Origin of the sequence: Streptococcus humanilactis (genome assembly GCF_019448275.1) — a bacterium.
Taxonomy (GTDB): Bacteria; Bacillota; Bacilli; order Lactobacillales; family Streptococcaceae; genus Streptococcus; species Streptococcus humanilactis.
Window position 1 is genome coordinate 76,045 of sequence record NZ_JAHXBZ010000003.1, and the last position, 24,903, is coordinate 100,947.

Genomic DNA, 24,903 nt, shown 5'->3' on the forward strand with positions numbered 1-24,903 from the left:
TTTTTTATAGGGAGATTATTATGAAAAAGTTTTAGGAGTTTAAGTTAAGGTCTTCTTAACTTATGGACTTAGTATACACTTCCTAGCTTAAAGTTTCCTTAAGTATTTTTAAAAATCAAATTTTTCCATTTTTCCTGCCAATTTTTCTTGGATAGACGTGTTCGATAAAGTTCCATTCGGTCTTGATTCTCTAAAAAATGAGGAGTTGGACGAACTTGAAAATTCAAAATAGTCTCTAGACCGTATGGAGTAAAGAGTTCCAAAGCTGATTCTTCATTCAAGCGTAGTCCAACAGCCGTACATCGTTCTGGATACTTACTCATGGCATCACGGGAACTGGTATAGGGAGCAGTATGAGGGCTGTGCTGGTGCATATAGACTTGATTTTTCAACTCCCATTGATACTGAGGAAAGTCCTCTCGTAGCTTTTTCTCTAGGGACAAGGTTTCCTCATAAGAAATATCTGGATCAAAGAAAATGACATCCACATCTGTTTCACAGTCAAAAGGGGATTTGTCTGACAAGAGATTCCAGATGAAATTTCTGACAGAACCTGCTGCCAACCACGAGTCTTTCAGACCAAGGTTTCGGATAATCGTCAGAATATCCATCATATCCAGATTTTCTCTAAAAGCGTTTAGTATTTCTTGCTTATTTTTCACTGTATTCATAACCTAAATGCTCATATGCCTTAGCTGTTGCCACCCGTCCAGACCGCGTCCGCATGATAAAACCTTTTTGGATTAAGTAAGGTTCATACATGTCTTCGACAGTCTCGCGCTCTTCTGCGATATTGACAGAAAGAGTTCCTAAGCCGACAGGACCACCGCCGTACATCTCAATCATGGTGCGAAGGATTTTTTGATCCACATAGTCCAGACCTTCATGGTCAACATCCAGCATGGTCAAAGCCTTATCGGTAATAACATCATCGATAACCCCATTCCCCATTATCTGGGCAAAATCGCGCACGCGCTTGAGGAGACGATTGGCAATACGAGGGGTTCCTCGACTACGCAAGGCCAGCTCGGATGCTGCCTCATGCGTGATTTCCATCTCAAAAATATCTGCCGTCCGCTCGACAATTTCTGTCAAGTCAGCATGGGCATAATACTCCATATGACCTGTAATCCCAAAACGTGCCCGTAGAGGATTTGACAGCATACCAGCCCGAGTTGTCGCCCCAATCAAGGTAAAAGGAGGCAACTCCAAATGAACACTGCGACTGCCTTCACCAGCCCCAATCATGATGTCAATGTAAAAGTCCTCCATGGCACTGTAAAGCACCTCTTCTACTGACATGGGCAAACGATGAATCTCATCAATAAAAAGGACATCCCCAGGCTCTAGGTCATTCAAAATCGCTACCAGGTCTCCAGCTTTTTCAATGACTGGACCAGAAGTTTGCTTGAGATTGACACCCAGTTCATTGGCAATGACAAAAGCCATGGTCGTTTTTCCCAAGCCTGGAGGGCCAAATAAGAGCACATGATCCAGCGCTTCATCCCGCATTTTAGCAGCTTCTATAAAGATTTGTAGCTGGTCCTTGACCTTGTCCTGCCCAATATATTCACGTAAGTACTGAGGACGGAGCGTGCGTTCTACTAACTCCTCGTCCCCCATTATCTCATTATCTAAAATTCTACTCATGTTTCTATTATATCAAAAAAACCAAGTCATAAACAAAAAGCCACCTGATTAGGTGACTCCCGAGTTTAGCACTTATGTGGTATAATATTCTACGGCACTGCTACACCGCCTACGAAAGGAGGTGAGATAGCCCATGATGGAATTAGTACTCAAAACTATCATCGGACCAATTGTGGTCGGTGTCGTTCTTCGCTTAGTAGATAAATGGCTAAACAAGGACAAATAGTGTCAAAAAAGACCCCAAGCTTATTTGGTCGTGAGCTTGGGTTTTTTTCTAGCCCATGATATAGAACTAGTACTCAATTCCTTTTTATTATCCCATAGTTCACAAATTTTGTCAAAGGTTTATATTCTCATCTACTCAGCTTGTCATTTATAAGCAAAAATAATGTTCATCATGCGTTTATCTGCCAACAAATAAAGGAGACATGCCACCAAGGTAACCAACCAAATGGCATATACAGAAACTGTTAAAACCGTGAATTCCTCCATGATGATTAGTAGTAAATTTGCCAGATAATACCGCCCAACAACCGTTGTTAAAGTAAACAAACCTGCAAATGACAATAAAAAGGCAAGTGGTAGGGCAAGGATAAGTTCCTTCCGATATTTTCCTAAGAAGAGGACAATAATACCAGCAGACAGTGTATAAGCAAAAGCAATTGCTCCATAAACAAGTCCCCAAGATAACATTGCAAGACTAGAGAAAGCAAAGTCACCATCCATTAGCTCTAGGACCAGCATAGACAAAAAAGTGAATTCACTAACTAGTAGATTAATCAACAAAGCAAGCATAAACTTCGCTTGGAGTAAATGTTTCAAATCGACAGGAATCAGTCTGAGATTTGAAATCGTTTTAGACACTTGTTCTATTCTTATCAAATCCACTAAAATCATGCTCGCAAAAGGGAGGAGAAAATAGTAGTTCAAAAAGAAGAAACCATTTTCTACATACCAACCATTCACACTACCGTACGAATGCCCTTGATAAACCTGATGACCAATCATAAACTCCAACAAAAAGAGCAGGATGGCTACAAAGGGAATCATATACAGTATCTTTCGCCTTCTTAGTTTAGTCAATTCTAGCATCAACATTTATTCATCCACCTTTCTTAACCAAGATTTAATGGACAAGAAAGACAAAACAAGTAAAGATAAACCTAGTACAACAATCGATAAGATAGCTGGCTGTTGAAGCACCACTCCTTCTCTGTTTCCTTCCCAGATTAAACTGTTAGCACTTGTTACTGGACTGATATTTGGACTCGTCCTTGCTAAAAAAAATGACACTAAAACATACATGACACCGACCAAATTCCCAACTATCTCCTTGCCTCTGACTTTTATCATGACCAAAGCAACTAAAGGAAATACTCCCATGGGAATTAAGATACCACTACTCATACAAAGATAGAAGAATCTTAATAATAAAGACAAACTGACTGTCGAAGAAAAGCGGGATAGTAGTGCGAATAAGGAAACCGAAATATAGGTGAATAACATGATACACAGAGCGTTGATTTCTATATACAAAATCTTAGCCCAGAATGTCTTCATTAGATTTGCTGAAGCGAGTTTCAAGTTGTTCATGATGCGATAGCGATATTCTACACCAAATGCCTGTATTGTATAGGAAACACAATACAAAGGGAGAATCAAAAAGTTTAAATAAGATAAAGAAAATTTATAGACAAAGGGAAAGGAGTCAAACAATCCTCTCGCATCATTTACGTAATAACAGATGAGAGCTAGGTAGAGGGAAACAACACCATATACGACAAAATTCAGTTTTTGATGCCTTTGTTTGAGAAATTCAATCTTCACTAAATCAAGCAATTCCCTCACCTCCTGTTATCCGCTTAAAGTAATCCTCTAAACTTTCATTGTTTTTATAATAATATTCTTTTAGAACTATTCCGTTGTCTTTTAAGGCGTTAGATACGATCGCAATATCAAAAGTAGGTGATTCTCCCTGAAGTTCAAGTTCTATATCCGAAAGAATACTAATCTGTTCTTGCAGATTTATCATGCAAAGCACTTCCTTAGCTTGAGAAGCATCCGAAACAATTAGGTGGATTTTCCTTCTCTCTGCACCATCTATCAAATTCTGCATAGTCTTTTCAGCAATAAGATGGGTATCATGCAGTATCCCAACTCTATCCACAAGCTTTTCAAGTTCTGAAATAATGTGACTGGATATTAAAATTGAAATGTCATGATTGGTACTGAGTTCCTTTAGATAACGGCGCATTTCAAGGATACCAATAGGATCTAAACCATTTGTTGGTTCATCTAATATCAGAATTTTCGGCTGGTACATAATAGCGTTAGCAATTGCTAACCTTTGCTTCATTCCCAGAGAATACTGCTTGAATAGTTTTTTATTTTCCCCATCTAATCCTACTACTTGTAACGCTTGCTCTATCTGTTTTAGCGAAATTCCTCTCAATCTTGCAAAAATAGAGAGATTTTCAGGTCCCGTTAAATTAGGATAAAAAGAAGCACTGTCCAATACCACTCCGATTTGAGATAGCAAGTCTTTAGAAAAGTCCCCTGACAGTTTTTCAGATAGAATCTTCACTTCACCACTATCCATCGCTGTCAAACCTAAAATAGCTTTGATAAAGGTAGTCTTTCCAGCGCCATTTCTTCCTAGTAAGCCATAGATTTCTCCCTGTTTTAGCGTAAAGTCTATCTTATCTAAGACAATTTTCCCATCATAGGATTTTGATAAATTAGATGTCTGTATTACTGGATTTCTCATTTTATTCTCCTCCTAACATCTATACACCCACATCAAAAGACATAATAGAGTAGTTCCTGTATAAACTACTTATGGGAGAGGGCAATAGGGTATAGCAAACTTACAATCCCCCTTTAAGTCCTTCAATCTGTGGCACGATCCATTTTATAAATGTTACTTCACAAAAAGTTTAATAAATCAATCCGCCAGCTCAAGATCAACTCCACTAGTTGTTGCAGCTTATTGTATAACTCTCGAACCCCAAATATATTGTGATTGATTTACAGTTTTTAAACGCAACCGCTTACAAACAATTCTGAAAAAAGATAATCTAAAAATGATTTTACGAAACTTTGCTAAAATACTCATATTAATCACCTTTTTTTATCTTTACACTTGTAAGTGTACTACTTTAAATATTCTTTGTCAATAAAAAGTATTCTTTTTTTCAGTTTTTTTAAAATTTATTCTTTTGAGACTATTTTATGTTGAAAAGTTGAAAAATAGAGATTAAAAGTATATAATTAATCGTAAATTTATTTAAAGAAGGTTTAAAGATGAGCATATTATCTGATAAACTAAAATCCAAGAGAAAAGAAAAAGGATTCTCACAAAAAACACTTTCCGAAGGAATTTGTGAGCAAAGCCAAATCAGCAAAATAGAACGTGGCAACTATATGCCTGCTGCTGATTTACTCTATAAACTTGCAAATCGGCTTCAAGTTCCCTTAGATTATTTTTTCGATGAACAGATTGAAATAACTTCCAATATAACACCGTTTAAGAAATTAGCAGAAAAATTACTTGAAGATCGTAATTACGAGGATTTAGAATACCTCTTAAACTTAGAAAAAGAAAAGTATCAGTATCTGTCTACTGAGGATGAATTTTATCTTCTATGGATTCAAGCGATTATCCTTTTCTACTTACATAGTTCCAAAGATGAAGCTATCGCCAGTCTAGAAAACGCTTTGCCAAAGCTTTCGGTCAGCTCATCTGTATATCTTAAACTTCTCAATACTTTATCTAATTTTTATTTTTCTGTAGGGCGTGATGCAGAATACGAAGAAAATAACTCACTTCTTATCAGTTTGTATCAGGAAAAAGATTTAAACCACCAAGAGTATTTATTTGGTTATATTCGAGTTAAACATAACTTCGCCTATTATTTACACTCTAAAGGGAAGGAATTAGAAGCCGTCCAGGAAGCCTTGGAAACCATTGACTTTTGTAAACAAAAAGAGACCAGCTATCAGCTGGCGCCTCTTTTAACTATCGTTGCAAATGCCGGAAAAGATTTTTTAAAGCACGATGAAATTCTTGACTATTATTTACAGGCGCGTGATATCTGTAAAATATACGAGCACAAGCTCATGATGGCTAAGATTGATCATTTTTTGAAAGATAAGGATAGGTGACTTCAATCGTAATAAGTTATAATTACCAATTAGCTATAAACGTAAAAGTGGAGAGAAACTAATGTCGTTTTCTCCACTTTTGTTAATATCCCCTCTTCCACTTGTATCCTGCCCAGCATGCTAAAGCAAGTAAAACTAAATTAAAGATGATAAACAAAGTCGTAAAATCAAATAATCCATTTTGTGACAAATCTGCCGTGTAAAATTCAGTTTCTGTAAAGAGAAGGTAAGAAAACTGACAAAACCAAGCATGAGTCTGAGAAAAAAGTCTTTAAAATCAAAAAACGTATAATATCAGGTGTTGAAAAACCTTGATACTATGCGTTTTATTGTGGAAAGATTTACTTCATTTTCTCCTGAAATTGAGTTTTTGTCCAATTTCTCTTTTATGGTATAATATTGTTCGGCACTGCTACACCGCCTACGAAAGGAGGTGAGATAGCCCATGATGGAATTAGTACTCAAAACTATCATCGGACCAATTGTGGTCGGTGTCGTTCTTCGATTAGTCGATAAATGGCTAAACAAGGACAAATAGTGTCAAAAAAGACCTCAAGCTTATTTGGTCGTGAGCTTGGGGTCTTTTCTAGCCTATGATATAGAACTAGTACTCAATTCCTTTTTATTATCCCACAGTTCACAAATTTTGTCAAAGGTTTATATCCTCATCTACTCAGCTTGTCAAGCTTTAACCCATATCCAATAATTAAGCGAAAGTTATCGGAAAATGATTTTTAGAATAGTCCCCAAAAGCCTGAAATAGAGCCAAAAAACTCCACCTGATTGGGTGACTCCTAAGTTTAGCACATATGTGGTATAATATTATTCGGCACTTCTACACCGCCTGCGAAAGGAGGTGAGATAGCCCATGATGGATACAATACTTAAAACTATCATCGGACCAATTGTGGTCGGTGTCGTTCTTCGTATAGTCGATAAATGGCTAAACAAGGACAAATAGTGTCAAAAAGACCCCAAGCTTATTTGGACGTGAGCTTGGGGTCTTTTCTAGCCTATGATATAGACACAATACTTAATTCCCTTTTATTATCCCATAGTTCACAAAATTTGTCAAAGGTTTATATCTTCATCAATTCAGCTTCTCCAACTTTAGAATCTGTCCAATAAAGTTTATAAGATTAAGTAAAAGTTATCGGAAAATGATGTTTAAAATAGTCCCCAAAAGCCTGAAATAGAGCAAAAAAACTCCACCTGATTGGGTGACTCCCGAGTTTAGCACTTATGTGGTATAATATTCTACGGCACTGCTACACCGCCTACGAAAGGAGGTGAGATAGCCCATGATGGAACTAATCCTTAAAACTATCATCGGACCGATTGTGGTCGGTGTCATCCTTCGCTTAGTCGATAAATGGCTAAACAAAGATAGATAGTGTCAAAAAAGACCCCAAGCTTAATGTGGAAGTTAGCTTGGGGTCTTTTCTAGTCCATGATATAGAACTAATCCTTAATTCTTCTCCATTATCCCACAGTTCACAAAATTTGTCAAAACTTTACCATCCTCAGCTTCTCAAGCTTTAACCACTTTACAACAAGACTTTCAAGTTTAAGAGAAAGTTAGGGATTCTATCAATTTCATAGAAATTTTGATTTAGTAAACGAATAGACAATCTTACATGTCACTCCTCATTTAATACGCCACTACTGGACAAGCAAAATCATTATTACAGCAGTTCCAGTCCTTCAATTAACAGTCACTTACAATCAAATTGAGTTTGAAGTAGCTGAAGTAACAGCAAGCCTATTTCTTAGTCATATTGCCTAAAAAGTCCCCGCCAATTCCCCGACCAAAATCCGAAAATACCGAAAATTATCGGAAAATGATTTTTTAGAATAGTCCCCAAAAAGCCTGAAATAGAGCCAAAAACTCCACCTGATTGGGTGGAGTTAAGGGAGATTATTATGAAAAAGAAAAGTTTAGGATTTTATTAAATAAAGTTAGGAGGTCTTTATTTAATAACTATATGATACATGACGAAGCTTAAAACTAGCTTAACTTTTCTCATATTTTACTATTTTACAAAAAAATTCTATCACCATCACCTACCCACAAAAAAGCCACCTGATTGGGTGACTTCATTAGGAGATTATGATGAAAAAAAGTTTTAGGATTTCATTAAATAAAGTTAGGAGGTCTTTATTTAATGACTATATGATACTAGACCATCCTTAAACTTTACTTAAGAAAAAACAAGTTTTATTATTTTTCTCTGTTTATCCAAATCATTCCTGTACAGTCATAGGTGGATAAGATTTCAAAGCCCATAAAACGATAAAATCCCAAGTTTTTTTCTGTCTGTTCTGTCACTAGTTGGACTTGATAGGCATCTTTGTAATCCTCTAAAGCCTCTTTCATCAAGGATCTACCAATCCCTTGGCGCTGATAGCTAGGCAAAACAATCAAATCCTGAACCAATACTGATGAGAATCCATCTCCAACCAAACGAATCAAGCCCACCACAGCATCGCCATCAAGCGCCAGATAAATTACTAATGAATGAGACAAGGCCTGCTCCAGCATCTGAGGTTGATTTGTATAATTTGTCCAACCGGCAGCCTGATAGAGATGCAAAACGTCCTCTAGTTTGACGATTTCTTGCTTTCTAATAGTGATCATGTCAACACCTCTTAAAGCTCTCTCAAGCTCTTGTACTGCTGTCCATTTTTATCAAAATTTTCAGGACGCAACCATGTTTCCAAACGAGCTTTGACTTGAGGCCAGTCCTTATCAATCATAGACAACCAATCCGTATCCCTCGTCCGTCCCTTATAAACCACTGCCTGACGGAAGGTTCCTTCATAAATAAATCCCAAACGTTCCGCTGCTCGTCTGGATGGCAGATTTAAGGCATCGCATTTCCACTCATAGCGACGATAGTTAAGCTCTTCAAAGACATAGCGAGCCAAGAGATACTGAGCTTCTGTTCCTATCCGTGTGCCTCTTAGCTCTGGAGAAAAAGTGACAGCTCCCACTTCTATTACTCGGTTATTCTGGTCAATACGCATGAGAGAAAATGTTCCCAAGGTCTTACCAGTTGCCTTGTCTACAATCGCATAGTAAAAGCGATCCTTACGAGCCAACATCTGATTTAAAAGGCTAACCAACTCCTCCATATCTGCTACTGGCTCCTGAAAAAGGTAGGTCCACATCTCCCGAGGCGTATCAGTCCCATAAACAGCTAATAAATCCTCCGCATGCTTTTCCACCGAAAGAGCCTCTATCTTAGCATAACGCCCTTCTAAGAAATCAATAGCAGGCAATTTACCTGGTGTATAACCTTCCATTGGCTCCCCAATCATCTGACCATATTCATTTACTGGCATTTTTCTTCTCCTTGTTTTACGCTGAAAATACTATATCACAAATTATTCTCTTTGGAAACTGGCACTGTCTTAAAACTTCATCCTCAACACTACATTAGTAACCCGTTTTTTGTCTTTTATCCTCTAAGGCTTGATTAATTCGTTGGGTGAGTTTGTGAGTTTGCCAGATTTGATACAACCATATCAATCCATAAATTAACAAGAAAAAGAACCAAAGCAAGGGACTCCATAAGGCTGAACCCCAACCAAAAAATAGAGAGGTCAATACTAAAATAGTAGCTGTCACTAATAAATGAACTCCTACACGTATACTAAAAGCAAGAAACTCTAGCTTTTCAAGTATTAAAGTCAATACCCCCATAATTCCACCCATTAAAAACAGAGCTAGAATATTTTTTACCATTGGGACAGGATAGGTAATGCTTGGATAGCACTGAGCTAATAACATCATACTCAAATAAAAGAAGGAAGCCGTACGCATTCCCGATACAAAATAATCAATTAATCGTTTCATGATTTTCTCCTATAAACCTAGATAATTCATTAAGGACTTAACGTATTTCCGACTCACACTAGATTTGATGCCCCGAGTCATTTTAGCCATCATGTTCCCTGAAAAACTATCTGATAACGATTCTAAGTGGTCAATGTTTATAATTGAATGGCGTGATATCTGTATAAAGTTACGCCGATTAATCCGATTCTGAAAGTTTATCAATGTTTCCTTAGTTTTATAAATCCCATCTACCGTATAAATGGTTAATAAATTCTTGTCAATATCAGCTAGAATAAGATCCTCAATCTTCACCATGACCAGATGATCATCCGTTCGAATAGGAATGGCCACCTGATTAATTGTTGAAAATTGTTCTAAATACTCCATGACTTCCCTTGCTTGGTCAGTTAACTGAGCTGCCTGAATTACAATCTGTGGGTCCTTTTCTGAAAACTCTGCCTTCATTTCAAAACGAATCTTCATTTTCTCTCCAATATACTTTTATTTTCTCCTGCTAAACACTTTAACAAATAAAAGCCAAAGAAGAATAGCGACGAGACTGATAATAACCACTATAAAGTATGTCTCTTCCTTTGTCAATAGTTCTTGCCAGTTGATTTGGATTCCCATTTTTTCTTGAAATTCCTTTAACAATCTGCTATTTCCTGTAAATACGGTCTCTAATGGTTCTTTCATTAAAATTTGTCGATAAAGAGAAGCAATATAAGTTGCAGGGGTACACTTCATGATAATCTGTGCAAAATCAGGTAAAACTCCAATAGGGACATAAGTTCCTACTAAAAATCCAGAAGCAGTTCCCACTATAGTTGCCAGTTTGCCAAGACTATCTACAGATTGAAAACGATAAATCAAGAGAATATTTATCAAACTTGAAAGCAGACTGCTTAACAACATAATCAAAGCAATTTCCGGTAAATGACTGATAACTGGACTTTCTTTAAAATAAAGCCCCATAACAGCAAACATAAACACCTGCATGACAAAAGAAATGGCAATACTACTGATTAGATAGGACACCTGTAAACCCCAGCTACCTAAATCTGTCAAGAAGAGATCTTGATCCACTTGATTTTCACGATCCTGTACCATTTGTGTAAGAGCCGTAAAACTGGTTGTAATCCCAGTCACAGCTAAGGTCCCACCCATCAGCCAGTTATTTAAAAGATTCGTATTATCAGGGAGTTGAGACCAAGCATCCGTCAAGTTCTTCTGCAAAAAAATGATATAAAGGAGGAAGGAAATCAATGCCCCCAATAATGAGAAAAATACTCCTGAACGATTACGAAAATATAAGATAAAATTCCGTTTCAATAAAGCTAACATTAGCGAACCTCTCTTCCTGTAAGTGCAATAAAGGCATCATCCATGGTACCTGGATGAAACTCAAAAGAATCAATTTCTTCTCGAACTTTTGCCAAATATTCAATAGCTTCCAGTGATGTCCTTGGATAAAAAAGATATTCCAACTCATTTTCTTCCTTTACTGTCATTCCAGTCTGTAGCAACTTTTCTAAACCCTTCATTTCTTTAAAACGAATTTTTAGAATATTAGAAGCATACTGACTTTTAATAGCCGTCGCAGAACCTTGCGCAATCACTTTCCCATGATCAACGATATAAATCTGATCCGCTTCATCCGCTTCATCCAGATAATGAGTCGTTAAGATAATAGTCATCCCTTCATCCTTTTGTAGTCGAGATAGTAAATCCCAAATGGCTTTGCGAGTCTGAATATCTAGACCTGTCGTTGGTTCATCTAAGAAAAGAATATCTGGCTGTGAAAGAAGAGCACGCGCAATATCAACCCTACGTTTTTGCCCACCTGACAAAGTCCCATATAGTTGTTTCTGGAAAGCAGTCAAACCCAGTTGATGGATTAAATCATCCACACGACTTGCTACAATCTCCTTATACTGTTGAGCACGAATCGTAAGATTTTCCCTAACTGTCAACATCTCATCCAGTACACTAGCTTGAAAAACAACTCCTATTTTCGTATTTGGCGCATATCGAATCTGACCTTTTGTCGGCTTTTTCAAACCGATTAACATGGAAATGGTGGTTGATTTTCCTGCACCATTTGGACCCAAAATAGCATTAAAACTCCCTTTTTCAAACTCTAACTGAATATCGTCAACAGCCATATGATCGCCGTACCGTTTAGTCAAATGTTTAGCTTGTAAAATCATATTTAGTTCCTCCTCTTTACCTCACCAGTTTAACAAAAAGAATGAAAGAAAAATCGACTTTTGAGATAAGTGGTTAAAATGAGAGGTTAAGTGGTGAGATGATGGAAACAGAATTATATTTTTCATTCAAAAAATCCCCCAGATTCTACTCTGAAGGATTCATTTCTTATTTCACAACAATATTAACCAATTTATTTGGTACACTAATTACTTTCACGATTTCCTTGCCGTCGATCTCTGCTTTGACTTTTTCATCAGCGAGAGCAATTTCTTGCAATTCTTCGCGTGACAAGTCTTTAGCGACCATGAGTTTAGCACGGACTTTTCCTTTGATTTGGACAACGATTTCGATTTCGTCTTCAACTAATTTGCTTTCATCCCAAGTTGGCCAAGCTACATAAGAGATAGATTCTCCTGTTGCTGCAACAGTTTGCCAGAGCTCTTCTGCCAAGTGAGGTGCAAATGGTGCAATCAACTGGATAAAGCCTTTGGCGTAGTCTACATAGAGCTTGTCTTCCTTGTTAGCCGCGTTGACAAAAACCATAAGTTGGGCAATGGCTGTATTGAATTTGAGGGACTCAATTTGTTCAGTGACAGCTTTAACCGTTTCGTTGTAAACCTTGTCAAGAGCGCCATTGTTTTCCGTAGCGATTTCTTTACTTGTAATCAAACGGTAAACACGGTCCAAGAATTTACGGCTTCCTTCCAGACCTTCTTCAGACCAAGCAATCGAAGCATCAAGTGGTCCCATGAACATTTCATAGACACGAAGGGTGTCAGCACCGTATTGTTCCACAACATCATCTGGGTTAACAACGTTCTTGAGGGATTTAGACATCTTGGCTGGTGCTTGCTCCAACTCTTCTCCTGTTTCCATGTGGAAGAAGGAGCCGTCACGTTTTTCAACCTTATCAGTTGCCACAAGAGCCCCACGGTGGTCACGGTAGCTTGTTCCCAAGATCATTCCTTGGTTAAAGAGTTTTTGGAATGGTTCCTTAGTCGGAACAACACCGAGATCATAGAGGAATTTATGCCAGAAACGAGCGTAAAGCAAGTGAAGAACGGCATGCTCTGCACCACCCACGTAGATATCTACTGGCAACCATTGTTTGAGGAGATCCTCATCGGCCAATTTCTCAGTATTGTGTGGGTCAATATAGCGGAGGTAGTACCAGCTTGAACCTGCCCACTGTGGCATAGTGTTGGTTTCACGACGACCTTTGACACCATCTTTACGAGTCACTTCAAGCCAGTCTGTCAAGTTAGCTAGTGGACTTTCACCAGTACCTGAAGGACGGATGTCCTTGGTGACTGGCAAGACGAGTGGCAACTCAGTTTCTGGAACGGCTGTTGAAGTTCCATCTTCCCAATGAATGATTGGAATCGGCTCACCCCAGTAACGTTGACGGCTAAAGAGCCAGTCGCGGAGACGGTAGGTAACCTTCTCTTGTCCACAGCCTTTTTCTTCCAACCAAGCCACGATCTTAGCAATCGCTTCTTCTTTGTTGAGTCCATCTAGGAAATCTGAATTAACATGAAGGCCATCTTCTGTGTAGGCAGTTTCTGCTACATTTCCACCTTCAAGTACTTCGACGATTGGAAGGTCAAATTGTTTGGCAAATTCCCAGTCACGTTGGTCGTGGGCAGGAACAGCCATTACCGCACCTGTTCCATAACTAGCAAGAACATAGTCCGCAATCCAGATTGGGATTTCCTTACCATTGACAGGGTTGATGGCATAAGCACCAGTCCAAACCCCTGTTTTTTCTTTGGCAAGGTCTGTACGAGCCAAGTCAGACTTGAGGCTAGCTTGGTGTTTGTAGTCTGCTACTGCTTCTGCTTGCTCTGGACTTGTGATAGCGTCAACCAAATCATGCTCAGGAGCCAAAACGGTGAAAGTCGCACCAAAAAGAGTATCAGGACGAGTAGTAAAGACTGTGAATTCCTTGTCTGTTCCCTTAACCTTGAAGGTTACATTAGCACCAGTTGATTTACCAATCCAGTTGCGTTGCATGTCCTTGATAGACTCTGGCCAATCAAGCTCGTCTAAGTCATTGAGCAGACGCTCTGCGTAGGCCGTGATTTTGAGCATCCATTGGCGCATTGGCTTGCGGACAACTGGATAGCCTCCACGCTCAGAAGTTCCGTCAGGAAGAACCTCTTCGTTAGCAATGGCTGTTCCCAATTCCTCAACCCAGTTTACTGGCACTTCCGCTTCATAGGCCAAGCCTTTTTCATAAAGCTTAGTAAAAATCCATTGCGTCCACTTGTAGTAGTTTGGATCTGTTGTATTGACTTCACGATTCCAGTCATAAGAAAATCCAAGCGCATTGATTTGGCGTTTGAAGTTGGCAATGTTCTCAGCTGTAAATTCTGCTGGGTCATTACCAGTATCCATAGCGTATTGCTCTGCAGGCAAACCAAAAGCATCCCAACCCATTGGGTGAAGGACATTGTAGCCTTGCGCACGTTTGTAACGACTGAGGATATCGGTTGCGGTATAGCCTTCTGGGTGTCCTACGTGCAGACCAGCTCCAGACGGATAAGGGAACATATCGAGAGCATAAAACTTAGGTTTTGATGCATCTGTTCCTGTCTTAAATGTATGATGTTCTGCCCAGTAGCTCTGCCACTTAGGCTCAATTTCTTTATGATTGTAAAAACTCATGGTCTCTCTCCAATTTTGTGATGTTACTATTATACCATTTTTGAGGGAATTTGGTCTCGTTCTATTCTATACTTTTCTATTTTACCTTGCTCTAGAATTTTTAAACTGCTATACTTATAACAGAAAACCCTTCCAAGGAGGTAGCGAATGTCTCATTCCTTTAAAAAATCTCTCCAAAAAGAAATTCTCCATAGAAGCTCTATCGCAGCTTTTATGACCTCTCTTTTACTACTCATTTTACTTTTTGGTTTTTCCTATTTTTTACAAAAGCAGCAACTCTCCAAAGACACAAGACAGATTGTAAAACAGGTTCAAGAAATGAAAGAAGCAAATAATGAGCTCCTGACTACTATGAACCATAAAATGATTCCTGGATTTTTGGATGGCAAACACACAGAGCGAGAAGTCTTTAGCTTATTTTACGAGACCAAAGCTAAATTAAAACTTAGTTCTGACCTCATTATCCTAAGTGATGCAGGTGAATTACTATTTAGTACCAATCGAAATCATCAAGAAAGTATTTTATCTCCCTACTATCTAAAACTGCTCATTCAAAATCCTTCTCAAGAAAAAGTGACAGAAAAAATTGCACTCTCTTCAGATAAACAACATTACACACTCTTTATCAAACCACTACTTCAAAACCAACGAGTTATAGCCTATACGATTGCTTTCGTAAATGAGAATGATTTCATCTCAAGTTTCCCAATGATAAATTCTAAATACATCATTACCGATAACTTTGGTAATATGTTTTCCAACAATACAAATCAATTTACTCGTTCCACTCTTGAAAAATTTGATGAAAAACTCCTACACTCTCGCACCCACTGGTATGCGAACGAACCGCTTATTGTTCAAAAAGAAAAAGTCGGTGCTATTTTTTCAATCTATACTTTTCAATCCTTCTTTCCTATTCCTAGCTTACTTGGCCTAGCCTCCATTCTCACCTTATGTATATTCTTCCTCTACTTCTGGCAAGCAAGACGAATTGCTCACAAAATTGCTACACACAACGCTGTTCCTATTGAAAGCTTGGTTTACCAACTTCAAGAAATTCCCAAACAAGCAGAAAAAAGGCTTTCTCTACAAACAGGTGATGAGTTTGAGTTTATGGCAGAAAAAATCAACAATATGTTGTACGAATTAGATCAACTTCATCAAAAAATGTTGACCATAGAAAAAGAAAAGTGGATTTTTGAAAGAAAAATGCTGGAAGCTCAGTTCAATCCTCATTTTCTCTACAATACACTTGAGACGATTAAAGTCACTTCTTTAATGGATGCAGCTCTCACACAAGACCTGATTCAAAACCTTACGCGCATTCTTCGCTACAGTATCACCGATTTAGAAAAAGAAACAACCATTTGTCAGGATTTAAAGATTATAGAGGATTACCTGATTATTCATAAGATTCGTTTCGAGCACTTTTCCTATGATATTGTCTGCCCAGAAACTGTCGATAATCAGCCTATTCCTAAACTTTTCTTGCTTCCTCTAGTAGAAAATGCTATAAAATATGGGATGCAATACCGTATTGATCTTCATATAGATATCCAAATTACCTGGGAAGCAGATTCTCTGACTTTTTTAGTCAAGGATAACGCCGGAGGGCTCACAAAACAAGAGCGACTCGCTATTTTAGACTCTTTAGAAAGCCCTCATACCCAGCATGGCATCGTGAACAGCTATAAACGATTGAGCAATTTCTTTTCTGATGTCCAGCTAGATTTAGGAGTCAATCGCCAAGGAGAAACTTGGGTCAAATTTATAACGAAAGGACTAACTCATGTTTAAGCTCATTATCGTAGAGGACGAACACCTCATTCGAAAATGGCTAGAGATTGCCATAGACTACTCTGCCTTAGGTATCCAAGTCGTAGGAACTGCCAGTCACGGTCAAGAGGGAATGAAACTCATCCAAGAAAAAGAACCTCATATTGTCTTAACAGACATCACAATGCCAATTATGGATGCTTTTATGATGTTCGAAGCTACTCGTACTCTTTCTTATGAAAAAGTTATCTTATCAGGTTATAACGATTTTCAAAATGCCAAAAAAGCCATGCAATATGGAGCAGTTGATTTCTTATCCAAACCAATTGATACCAAGGAGTTGACAGAATGTCTTCAAAAAATTGTTTTGCGATTACGAGTTAGCACTCGTCAAGAAACTCCTTTTTTAGAAGAGTATCAAACTTTACTCACCTCTATCCAACAAGTTGATACACAAAACCAAATCATTCAGCAAATTCTTGAATTTGTGCATCAACACTACTGTATGCACTTTACCATTTCTAGCATTGCAGAGAATCTAGGGTATAGCGAAAGTTATCTATATAAGGTTATCAAAGAAGACTTCCCAATGACGCTAAATGAATATATCTTACGCTACCGCCTCAAGCAAGCTATAGATAAAATGGCTGAATCCCCTAATTCTCCCTTAAGCGATATCTCTGAACAAGTTGGATTTTCAGACTATAAATATTTTGCCAAAGTTTTTAAAAAATATCTCCATATTTCTCCAAAAGAATTAAAACTCATGGATAAAAACCATTGATGTAAAAGGATTGCTCAGCTCAGGCAATCTTTTTATTTTGTACTTTTACTCAATGAAAATCAAAGTGCTAACTACTCAAATCATAGCTTTGAGATTGCAGATAAAGCGACGTGTTTTGAAGAGTATTACCATCAAAATCACAGCTAAAATTCACCAATCCTTGCTCTAGGAACTCATTTCCTATTTTTCGTTTTAGATTTCTTTAAGGTTTTTATTATATCCTGTAGGACTCTACAATTTAAAAACATTAACAATCTAGGTAGAGAAAATGTTCGTAAAAAGGAGATACTTATGAAAAAAATACTATTCTTTCTCTCTTTTAGCTGGATATTCCTTTCTTTATCAGGATGTTCTTCACCTATAGAAGCGGAAACTAGCTCTGAAAAAGATTCAGATAACACTTTAGTTGTCTACTCACCTAATCCTGAAGACCTTATCGAAGAAACAATCCCAGCCTTCGAAGAAAAATATGGTATTAAGGTTGATTTAGTACAAGCCAGCACTGGTGAATTGTTCAAAAAAGCTGAGGCCGAAAAAGAATCCCCTGTAGCTGATGTCATTTTCGGAGGCTCCTACGCCCTCTTCTCTTCTAACGAAAATCTTTTTGAACCTTATATTTCTCAAGAGAACGACCAGATAATCCCTGAATATCAAAATAAAACAGGATTCTACACACCTTATACACTGGATGTCAGTGTTATCATTGCCAATTCAGCCCTTACAAAAGATATAAAAATTGAAGGTTACAATGATCTACTCAATCCTAAATTAAAAGGAAAAATTGCTACTGCTGATCCTAGTAATGCTTCTAGCGCATTTGCTCAATTAACAAATATGCTTGTGGACCAAGGTGGATACGAAAATGAACAAGCTTGGACCTATGTGAAAAATCTCTTTACCCTAGTAGATGGAAAGATTGCATCTAGCTCTTCAAATGTTTACAAAGCTGTCGCCGATGGAGAAATGGCTGTAGGACTAACCTATGAAGATCCTGCCTTAAAACTCTTAAATGATGGAGTTGATGTAAAAGTCATTTATCCGAAAGAAGGAACCGTCTTTTTACCTGGTAATGCAGCTATCGTCAAAAACGCTAAACACATGGAAAATGCCAAGAAATTTATCGACTTCCTCCTTTCACAAGAAATCCAAGATAAGCTAGGAACCGAAACTACAATCCGACCTATTCGTAAAAATGCTAAAACCAATAAAAATATGAAGGCTATGACAGAAATCAATATTGCCACTGAAGATTCCAATTATGTCATTAAAAACAAATCCGCCATTCTTAAAAAGTACAATGACATTTTTACAGATATCCAATCTAAAAAATAAAATTTGACTTGACAGTGATTAACTGTCAAACTCTACTATAAAATCAAAATGATTACTTCCGTTTTTGTAGAGAATTTTACTCTAATAGAATAGAATTATCGGTTTTAAAAACGCTTACATTGTTTTAAAATAAACTTAAATAACACAACGGAGGTATCCATCATGAAAAAGAAATGGATGTATTATGCTGCTTGCGGACTAGCTCTTTTTGGTCTTGCTGCTTGTTCTTCTAATGAATCTGCCGATGGCGGTTCATCTGATAAAGGAGACGGCGGTTCGCTAGTCGTTTATTCACCAAACTCAGAGGGCTTAATCGGAGCAACTATTCCTGCCTTTGAAGAGAAATATGGTATCAAAGTAGAACTGATTCAAGCTGGCACTGGAGAACTTTTCAAAAAACTAGAGTCAGAAAAAGAAGCTCCTGTAGCTGATGTCATCTTTGGTGGTTCTTATACACAATATGCTACCCACGGAGAACTCTTTGAAAACTATACTTCAAAAGAAAATGATAATGTTATCAAAGAATATCAAAACACAACTGGCTACTCTACACCTTATACACTAGATGGTAGTGTTTTAATCGTCAACCCTGATTTAACTAAAGGCATGAACATCGAAGGATATAGCGACCTTCTCAAACCTGAACTAAAAGGAAAAATCGCAACTGCTGACCCAGCAAACTCTTCTAGCGCCTTTGCTCAATTAACAAATATGCTACAAGCTCAAGGTGGTTACAAAGATGATAAGGCTTGGTCTTATGTAAAAGATCTCTTCACACTTATTGACGGTAAAATCGGTTCAAGCTCATCTGGTGTCTATAAAGCAGTCGCTGACGGAGAAATGGCTGTCGGTCTCTCTTATGAAGATCCAGCAGTTAAACTCTTAAATGACGGAGCTAACATCAAGGTAGTCTATCCAAAAGAAGGAACAGTCTTCCTACCTGCTAGTGCTGCTATCGTTAAAAAAGCTAAAAACATGGAAAATGCCAAGAAATTTATCGATTTTATTATCTCTCAAGAAGTACAAGATACACTTGGTACAACCACTACTAACCGTCCTGTTCGTAAAAATGCTAAAACAAGCGAAAATATGAAACCAATTGACAAAATCAAAACACTCACTGAAGATTATGATTATGTCATCAAGAATAAATCAGATATTGTTAAGAAATACAACGAAGTCTTCACAGATATCCAATCTAAACAGTAAAAGAGGTTCACTATGAGTGAGATCAAAATTATTAACGCCAAAAAAATCTACCACGATGTCCCTGTTATTGAGAATTTGAACATTACAATTCCAAAAGGAAGTCTCTTTACCCTTCTTGGACCTTCAGGATGTGGAAAAACGACTCTTCTTCGTATGATTGCAGGTTTCAACAGTATCGAAGGTGGAGAATTTTACTTCGATGATACAAAAATCAATAATATGGAACCCAGCAAACGCAATATTGGCATGGTTTTTCAAAACTACGCTATTTTCCCACATTTGACTGTCCGAGATAATGTCGCTTTTGGTCTCAAGCAAAAGAAAGTCCCTAAAGAAGAATTAATCCAACAGACCAATAAATATCTTGAACTCATGCAAATTGCTCAATATGCGGATCGGAAGCCCGATAAACTTAGTGGTGGACAACAACAACGTGTCGCCTTGGCACGCGCCTTAGCTGTTAATCCAAGTGTTCTCCTCATGGACGAGCCACTTAGTAACCTAGATGCCAAACTTCGCTTGGATATGCGTCAGGCTATTCGAGAAATCCAACACGAAGTGGGTATTACAACTGTTTATGTGACCCACGACCAAGAAGAAGCTATGGCTATTTCAGACCAAATTGCTGTTATGAAAGACGGAGTCATCCAACAAATCGGTCGACCAAAAGAACTCTATCATAAACCAGCTAATGAGTTTGTGGCTACCTTTATCGGACGCACAAATATTATCCCTGCCAATCTCGAAAAACGGAGCGACGGCGCTTATATCGTCTTTTCAGATGGCTATGCTCTTCGAATGCCAGCTCTTGATCAGGCTGAGGAGCAAGCTATTCATGTAAGCATTCGTCCTGAAGAATTTATCAAAGATGAATCTGGAGATATTGAAGGAACTATTAGCGATAGCGTCTATCTTGGACTAAATACGGAGTATTTCATTGAAACAGGCTTTGCCTCAAAAATTCAGGTTAGCGAAGAATCAACTTTTGAAGAAGATCTACAAAAAGGCGATCGTATTCGTCTACGAATCAATACTCAAAAATTAAACGTCTTTTCTGCAGATGGTTCTCAAAACTTGATAAAAGGAGTCAACCATGGAACGTAAAAAACTAAATATTTGGACAGCCTCCTCTTTCTTCATCTTTCTTACCTATCTTGTCTTTCTCGTTTATCCTATCGTTACCGTGCTCAAGCAAGCACTCATACATGAAGGACAATTCTCACTAGCTAATTTTGTCACTTTCTTTAGTAAAGCCTACTACTCTGAGACACTCGTCAACAGTTTCAAGGTTTCCATTACCGCTACTGTCACTTCCTTAGTTGTAGGAACCCTATTAGCTTATCTTTTTTCCATGTATGACTTCAAGGGAAAGAAATTTCTACAAATATTGATTATCATTGCTTCCATGTCAGCTCCTTTCGTGGGAGCCTACTCCTGGATTCTCTTGCTGGGACGAAATGGGGTCATCACAAAATTCATGACAAATACTCTTCATCTTCCAGCTATTGATATTTATGGATTCAAAGGAATTGTACTTGTATTTACACTGCAACTATTCCCACTGGTATTTCTATACGTTGCTGGGACAATGAAAAGTATTGACAATTCTCTACTTGAAGCTGCTGAAAGCATGGGGTCCTTCGGATTTAAGCGTATCGTAACGGTTGTTTTACCTCTCCTAGTTCCAACCTTACTAGCAGCTGCCCTACTTGTATTTATGAGAGCATTCTCAGACTTTGGAACACCGATGTTGATTGGTGAAGGATATCGGACTTTCCCAGTCTTGATTTATACCCAATTTATTAGCGAGGTTGGAGGAAATTCTGCTTTTGCATCTGCTTTAGCAATTATGGCGATTATCATCGCCTTGGCAATTTTCCTTATCCAAAAATACATTTCAAATCGCTACAGTTTCAGCATGAATTCGCTCCATCCAATTGAGCCTAAAAAAACAACAAAAGGAAAAATGGCTGCCATTTATGCGACAGTCTACGGAATTATCTTGTTCTCTGTTCTACCTCAAGTCTACTTGATTTATACTTCTTTCCTAAAAACATCAGGTATGGTATTTGTCAAAGGCTATTCTCTAAACAGTTACAAGGTAGCTTTCAATCGTATGGGATCTGCTATTTTCAATACCATTCGTATCCCTTTGATTGCCTTAGTCCTAGTTGTCCTATTCGCAACATTTATCTCCTACCTAGCCGTTAGAAAACGGAATTTGTTTACAAACTTAATTGACAGCCTCAGTATGGTACCTTATATTGTACCAGGAACCGTTCTAGGGATTGCCTTCATTTCTTCCTTCAATACTGGCCTATTTGGAAGTGGATTTCTTATGATTACAGGGACAGCTTTCATCTTGATTATGTCTCTATCTGTCAGAAGATTACCGTATACTATTCGCTCATCTGTTGCTAGTTTGCAACAAATAGCACCAAGTATTGAAGAAGCTGCTGAAAGCTTAGGAAGTAGCCGCCTCAATACCTTTGCCAAGATTACAACTCCAATGATGCTATCTGGTATTATTTCTGGAGCCATCCTATCTTGGGTCACAATGATTTCAGAACTCTCTACTTCTATCCTCCTCTACAATGTCAAAACAAGAACAATGACTGTAGCTATTTATACAGAGGTTCTCAGAGGAAATTACGGTGTAGCCGCAGCCTTGTCAACTATCCTGACTGTTCTAACGGTAGGTTCCTTGCTCTTGTTTATGAAAATCTCTAAAAGCAATAGCATTACACTTTAGTTTTCCCCATCAAAAACAGCCGAAAGGATTACCCTCGGCTGTTTTTTCTTATCTTTATATTCTTATCAAATCCCTAGCTCATGGCAAGCAAGTCTAGACTGATTAAATAGAGGCTTCCTCCATCTTCTCACGTCCTAGTTCTCGATAACTACGGTCGCCGACAACTTCTACGCTAAACTGGCCGTCCTCATATTCAAGAATTGTCACGCTACCATTATCGAGACCATGCGGATGCATACCATTGATCAGATAAACAATGGTTCCAACGGTCATTCCGTGGCTCACGACAAGGGCATTGCCCCCACCTTGTTCTTCCATTTCCTTGGCAATCGCTTCAAAGCCTTCCTTGATTCGGCCACTGAGTTTTTCCCAGCCTTCAGCCCAACCAGCTGTATCAACCTCTACCAAGCCCTCAGCCAGTTCAGCATAAGACAATTGGTGAACATGGTCCACATTAAAAATACGAGGAATAATACCCATGAAAAGATCACCATCATAAGCTCCGTCAAAGCTACCAAAACACCATTCTCTGATACGCTTGTCCATGCGATAAGGGATTTTCCCCTGCAAGCCAAGTTCATCAAGGATAATTCCCATGGTCTGAATGGTGCGCCCAGAATCACTCGAATAAGCGCGCTCAAACTGCAGACCAGATTCTCGCAAACCGATTCCTAATTCTTGAATCCCTCGCTCACCTTCAGCTGTTAAGGGAGTATCGCTCCAACCTTGCGCGCGACCAATCGTGTTAAACATAGTCTTGCCATGACGTACCAAATACAATCGTACTTTTACCATTTTCCGTCCTCCGTTTGCTTCTATTATATCATGGATGATAAAACAAAAGCCACCCAGACAGGTGACTTTTGCAGGAGATTATTATGAAAAAGTTTAGGAGTTCTATTAAATAAAGATATTAGATGAAAATCAAATTCAAACTAAATCAGTATTATCTGTTTCAAATAATATTAGGAGGTCTTTATTTAATGATTATAGTATACATATCCAACCTTAAATAGAACTTAAAAAATTATACCCATTCACCTTTTTCGTTTACTTTATAGCCGTTAATGGTCATATTTTTTGCTAATTTTCCATCAGCTAACAAGTAATACCACTTATCTCCATCCTTAATCCATTGGTTACGAGCGTACTTGCCATCTTGGTTCAGATAATACCAGCTATCATACTGAGAATCAAATACCCACTCACTCTTAGCCATGTAACCGCCACGTTTTAGGTAATATTCTCCCTGCCAAGCTTTCTCCACATAACTACCAGTTGAATCTACATAAAACCAGCTCTTATAATCTTCATCATAAATCCATTCACTCGCAGCCATTGAAGCATCTGCTTTTAGATAATAACGACCTACCCAACGATTTCTTACAAGGTTACCCGAAAGGTCATTATAGTACCATTTGCCAGACTCTTTAAACCACTTACTTGCTTGATAATCTTTCTTAGTCTCTCCATTAGCAGTAACGGTAGCTTGAGATGAGGTTGAAACTGAGGATGAAGTCCCAGTAGAAACTGCTTGAATAGCCTCTTCTTTTGTCACCTTAGGCTTAGCTTTTCCTTGATAAACATCTTCGATACGCTTAGTAAAGACAGATAACTCTTCAGGGGATAGCATATTAACAATATCGTTTCCATTATCAGGAATATAACCAACAGAGTGTGTTCCAATTTGTTCTAATCCCTCTTCTAATATATCCTCAACATTATTCAATAAAGCGAGTTTATCAGATTTAGAAAGAGAATCATCACTACTAATCGCTGTTTTCTCAATAAAAGCAACCGCTTTAATTTCTCTAATATTTTTCTCTCTAGGAAGTACGATATAGATACGAAAATCATTTGATGCAACAGGAACCAAGGTTTTTAAATATTGATTTACTGTCATATTTCCATCTCTATCACCCTCAGGATAATATTGTTTAAAATCAATTGGGGATTCAATACTTTTTAACACATTTTCTTTTTCTCTTGCTGTATAATATTGGTTTTCCTTTATTTTAGGAATTAGTTTTTCCTTTTTCTTTAATATAATTAGCTCTAGAGCCTCTCTTTTAATTCTATAACTAGAATCAAAATTTGTGTTAATACGGTAACTCATAGAATCATGCAATCTATTTACAGCACCTTGAAAATCCTTTGAAGTCTCTAATGCTTCTTTTTCCACTCCTTCTATCTCTTCTAAAAAAGATTGGTATTCTTTATTAAGTCTTTCTATAGCATTATTCTTAATTGTTTTTATATCATCCTGAGAAAAAGAAAGGATGCTCCAGTCTACTTGATCCGCTTCATTTAATAATTTTTCTTTATTCTTACTTAAAAACTCTTTATAAGATTTCTTAGCTTGCTCTACTTCATTTTTAAAAAATTCTAAAGTTACCTGAGTTACAGTTTCATAGCTTTCTTCTTGCGCAGAAACTACTTGATTGGCGAAAGTTGGGACTAGTAAAGTCGACAGTCCTAAAGCTACTAAAGCATGTTTCATTTCTTTTTTCATCAATT

General features: G+C 37.8%; 25 protein-coding genes and 1 pseudogene. 11 read left to right on the forward strand and 15 right to left on the reverse strand.

Annotated features, from left to right (window positions below):
• Window positions 1–98: 98 nt before the first annotated feature.
• Entirely contained in the window at window positions 99–671 is a 573-nt protein-coding gene (locus KV696_RS05655; RefSeq protein WP_219967090.1) for a nucleotidyltransferase family protein, read from the reverse strand.
• Window positions 652–1,650 (reverse strand): Holliday junction branch migration DNA helicase RuvB, encoded by a 999-nt coding sequence (gene ruvB, locus KV696_RS05660; protein ID WP_020901860.1) that lies wholly within the window; start codon window positions 1,648–1,650, stop codon window positions 652–654. Before ruvB ends, KV696_RS05655 begins: the two co-directional genes overlap by 20 nt.
• A 133-nt stretch (window positions 1,651–1,783) precedes the next feature.
• Here ruvB and KV696_RS05665 point away from each other — a divergent pair, with 133 nt between their 5' ends.
• On the forward strand, window positions 1,784–1,876 hold the full coding sequence (locus KV696_RS05665) for a type I toxin-antitoxin system Fst family toxin (protein WP_000970382.1): 93 nt from the start codon (window positions 1,784–1,786) through the stop codon (window positions 1,874–1,876).
• A 143-nt stretch (window positions 1,877–2,019) separates the two neighbouring features.
• Here the strand turns inward: KV696_RS05665 and KV696_RS05670 are convergent, their stop codons facing one another.
• The 3 genes from KV696_RS05670 to KV696_RS05680 are packed head-to-tail and all read right to left on the reverse strand — an operon-like array spanning window position 2,020 to window position 4,417.
• On the reverse strand, window positions 2,020–2,748 hold the full coding sequence (locus tag KV696_RS05670) for an ABC transporter permease (RefSeq protein WP_125451125.1): 729 nt from the start codon (window positions 2,746–2,748) through the stop codon (window positions 2,020–2,022).
• Window positions 2,749–3,489, reverse strand: a complete 741-nt coding sequence (locus KV696_RS05675) for an ABC transporter permease (protein ID WP_049542653.1) — start codon at window positions 3,487–3,489, stop codon at window positions 2,749–2,751.
• Complete coding sequence (locus KV696_RS05680; RefSeq protein WP_001245732.1) at window positions 3,482–4,417, reverse strand: ABC transporter ATP-binding protein; 936 nt, start codon at window positions 4,415–4,417, stop codon at window positions 3,482–3,484. The genes KV696_RS05675 and KV696_RS05680 overlap by 8 nt, the downstream gene beginning before the upstream one ends.
• A 536-nt stretch (window positions 4,418–4,953) precedes the next feature.
• Between KV696_RS05680 and KV696_RS05685 the strand changes: the two genes are divergently transcribed.
• Complete coding sequence (locus KV696_RS05685; protein ID WP_000025784.1) at window positions 4,954–5,814, forward strand: helix-turn-helix domain-containing protein; 861 nt, start codon at window positions 4,954–4,956, stop codon at window positions 5,812–5,814.
• Between the two features lie 82 nt (window positions 5,815–5,896).
• Here KV696_RS05685 and KV696_RS10345 read toward each other — a convergent pair.
• Window positions 5,897–6,031 (reverse strand): annotated as a pseudogene (locus tag KV696_RS10345) (DUF5966 family protein); the annotation flags it as partial.
• A gap of 228 nt (window positions 6,032–6,259) precedes the next feature.
• Between KV696_RS10345 and KV696_RS05695 the strand changes: the two are divergent.
• The 3 genes from KV696_RS05695 to KV696_RS05705 all read left to right on the forward strand — a co-directional run bounded on the left by KV696_RS05695 (window position 6,260) and on the right by KV696_RS05705 (window position 7,208).
• Entirely contained in the window at window positions 6,260–6,352 is a 93-nt protein-coding gene (locus KV696_RS05695; RefSeq protein ID WP_000970382.1) for a type I toxin-antitoxin system Fst family toxin, read from the forward strand.
• A gap of 330 nt (window positions 6,353–6,682) precedes the next feature.
• Window positions 6,683–6,775 carry a type I toxin-antitoxin system Fst family toxin gene (locus KV696_RS05700; protein ID WP_000969508.1) on the forward strand — a complete coding sequence of 31 codons (93 nt, stop codon included), beginning with the start codon at window positions 6,683–6,685 and terminating at the stop codon, window positions 6,773–6,775.
• 340 nt (window positions 6,776–7,115) lie between these two features.
• Window positions 7,116–7,208: a type I toxin-antitoxin system Fst family toxin gene (locus tag KV696_RS05705; RefSeq protein ID WP_000970294.1), complete on the forward strand. Its 93-nt coding sequence runs from the start codon at window positions 7,116–7,118 to the stop codon at window positions 7,206–7,208.
• 827 nt (window positions 7,209–8,035) lie between these two features.
• On the opposite strand, the gene KV696_RS05710 is transcribed toward KV696_RS05705, so the two are convergent.
• The 7 genes from KV696_RS05710 to leuS all read right to left on the reverse strand — a co-directional run bounded on the left by KV696_RS05710 (window position 8,036) and on the right by leuS (window position 14,533).
• Window positions 8,036–8,452 carry a GNAT family N-acetyltransferase gene (locus KV696_RS05710; RefSeq protein WP_219967091.1) on the reverse strand — a complete coding sequence of 139 codons (417 nt, stop codon included), beginning with the start codon at window positions 8,450–8,452 and terminating at the stop codon, window positions 8,036–8,038.
• 11 nt (window positions 8,453–8,463) lie between these two features.
• The gene (locus KV696_RS05715; protein ID WP_219967092.1) at window positions 8,464–9,159 is read right to left on the reverse strand and encodes a GNAT family N-acetyltransferase; all 696 of its coding nucleotides are present in this window, start codon (window positions 9,157–9,159) and stop codon (window positions 8,464–8,466) included.
• Window positions 9,160–9,253: 94 nt separating this feature from the next.
• Window positions 9,254–9,673 carry a DUF3021 domain-containing protein gene (locus KV696_RS05720; RefSeq protein ID WP_219967093.1) on the reverse strand — a complete coding sequence of 140 codons (420 nt, stop codon included), beginning with the start codon at window positions 9,671–9,673 and terminating at the stop codon, window positions 9,254–9,256.
• A gap of 9 nt (window positions 9,674–9,682) precedes the next feature.
• Window positions 9,683–10,138: a LytTR family DNA-binding domain-containing protein gene (locus KV696_RS05725; RefSeq protein ID WP_219967094.1), complete on the reverse strand. Its 456-nt coding sequence runs from the start codon at window positions 10,136–10,138 to the stop codon at window positions 9,683–9,685.
• An 18-nt stretch (window positions 10,139–10,156) separates the two neighbouring features.
• A complete protein-coding gene (locus tag KV696_RS05730) occupies window positions 10,157–10,999 on the reverse strand; it encodes an ABC transporter permease (RefSeq protein ID WP_219967095.1) in 843 nt (280 codons plus the stop codon).
• Window positions 10,999–11,865 (reverse strand): ABC transporter ATP-binding protein, encoded by an 867-nt coding sequence (locus tag KV696_RS05735; protein WP_219967096.1) that lies wholly within the window; start codon window positions 11,863–11,865, stop codon window positions 10,999–11,001. Before KV696_RS05735 ends, KV696_RS05730 begins: the two co-directional genes overlap by 1 nt.
• 166 nt (window positions 11,866–12,031) lie before the next feature.
• Window positions 12,032–14,533, reverse strand: a complete 2,502-nt coding sequence (gene leuS, locus KV696_RS05740; RefSeq protein ID WP_219967097.1) for a leucine--tRNA ligase — start codon at window positions 14,531–14,533, stop codon at window positions 12,032–12,034.
• 573 nt (window positions 14,534–15,106) lie between these two features.
• Here leuS and KV696_RS10350 point away from each other — a divergent pair.
• The 6 genes from KV696_RS10350 (at window position 15,107) to KV696_RS05770 (ending at window position 22,386) form a co-directional block, all read left to right on the forward strand.
• Window positions 15,107–16,330, forward strand: a complete 1,224-nt coding sequence (locus KV696_RS10350; protein WP_257960422.1) for a sensor histidine kinase — start codon at window positions 15,107–15,109, stop codon at window positions 16,328–16,330.
• On the forward strand, window positions 16,323–17,093 hold the full coding sequence (locus tag KV696_RS05750) for a response regulator transcription factor (protein ID WP_079114801.1): 771 nt from the start codon (window positions 16,323–16,325) through the stop codon (window positions 17,091–17,093). Before KV696_RS10350 ends, KV696_RS05750 begins: the two co-directional genes overlap by 8 nt.
• 291 nt (window positions 17,094–17,384) lie before the next feature.
• On the forward strand, window positions 17,385–18,425 hold the full coding sequence (locus KV696_RS05755) for an ABC transporter substrate-binding protein (protein ID WP_061758909.1): 1,041 nt from the start codon (window positions 17,385–17,387) through the stop codon (window positions 18,423–18,425).
• 162 nt (window positions 18,426–18,587) lie between these two features.
• On the forward strand, window positions 18,588–19,634 hold the full coding sequence (locus KV696_RS05760; RefSeq protein WP_000731166.1) for an ABC transporter substrate-binding protein: 1,047 nt from the start codon (window positions 18,588–18,590) through the stop codon (window positions 19,632–19,634).
• A 12-nt stretch (window positions 19,635–19,646) separates the two neighbouring features.
• Window positions 19,647–20,738, forward strand: coding sequence for an ABC transporter ATP-binding protein (locus tag KV696_RS05765; RefSeq protein WP_001289693.1), 1,092 nt, complete (start codon window positions 19,647–19,649; stop codon window positions 20,736–20,738).
• Window positions 20,728–22,386, forward strand: coding sequence for an ABC transporter permease (locus tag KV696_RS05770; protein WP_000440018.1), 1,659 nt, complete (start codon window positions 20,728–20,730; stop codon window positions 22,384–22,386). Before KV696_RS05765 ends, KV696_RS05770 begins: the two co-directional genes overlap by 11 nt.
• A 102-nt stretch (window positions 22,387–22,488) precedes the next feature.
• On the opposite strand, the gene KV696_RS05775 is transcribed toward KV696_RS05770, so the two are convergent.
• Both KV696_RS05775 and KV696_RS05780 read right to left on the reverse strand, forming a co-directional pair.
• The gene (locus KV696_RS05775) at window positions 22,489–23,181 is read right to left on the reverse strand and encodes a histidine phosphatase family protein (protein ID WP_219967098.1); all 693 of its coding nucleotides are present in this window, start codon (window positions 23,179–23,181) and stop codon (window positions 22,489–22,491) included.
• 232 nt (window positions 23,182–23,413) lie between these two features.
• Entirely contained in the window at window positions 23,414–24,898 is a 1,485-nt protein-coding gene (locus KV696_RS05780) for an N-acetylmuramoyl-L-alanine amidase family protein (RefSeq protein WP_219967099.1), read from the reverse strand.
• Window positions 24,899–24,903 lie beyond the last annotated feature (5 nt).